The sequence below is a fragment of the Herbaspirillum sp. VT-16-41 genome, from assembly GCF_001994935.1.
Classification (GTDB): domain Bacteria; phylum Pseudomonadota; class Gammaproteobacteria; order Burkholderiales; family Burkholderiaceae_D; genus Herbaspirillum; species Herbaspirillum frisingense.
In genome coordinates this window covers 1-359 of sequence record NZ_MUXB01000242.1, presented here as the reverse complement: position 1 = coordinate 359, position 359 = coordinate 1, and the positions used below count along the sequence as shown (strand labels likewise).

General features: G+C 65.5%; 1 protein-coding gene and 1 pseudogene. Both read right to left on the bottom strand.

Annotation, left to right across the window (positions count from 1 at the left end; all coding sequences use genetic code 11):
- Positions 1 to 180 (bottom strand): annotated as a pseudogene (locus BTM36_RS26895) (3-oxoadipate enol-lactonase); the annotation flags it as partial.
- 73 nt (positions 181 to 253) lie between these two features.
- Positions 254 to 343: a muconolactone Delta-isomerase family protein gene (locus BTM36_RS26890; RefSeq protein WP_256385261.1), complete on the bottom strand. Its 90-nt coding sequence runs from the start codon at positions 341 to 343 to the stop codon at positions 254 to 256.
- Positions 344 to 359 lie beyond the last annotated feature (16 nt).

Genomic DNA, 359 nt, shown 5'->3' with positions numbered 1-359 from the left:
GTTGCCGTGGCGGGGGGTGTCGTAGGGCCGCACGCGGAAGTGCTGGATCAGTTCGTCCAACTGCGACACCGACGTCGACAGCGAGGTCCCCGGAGAAGTGGAAAACGCCAACACCGGCAGCGAGGCATCGCCGTCGAGTTGATAGTGCAGCTTGATTCCGTTCAGAGTTGCGAATGGCATGGATCGATCCTTGACGCGCAGGCCGGCATCAGGCCGGGGGCGCGCGCTGGTGGTCAGCAGGGAAGGGGGAGGCTCAGCCGATCTGCGCGATGGGCGAGGGGTGCTGGGGCAGCGGGGTGACCGAGATGCTCATGAATGGGTACAGCGGCAGCGCCGCGTGGATGTTGTGCAGGTGGGTT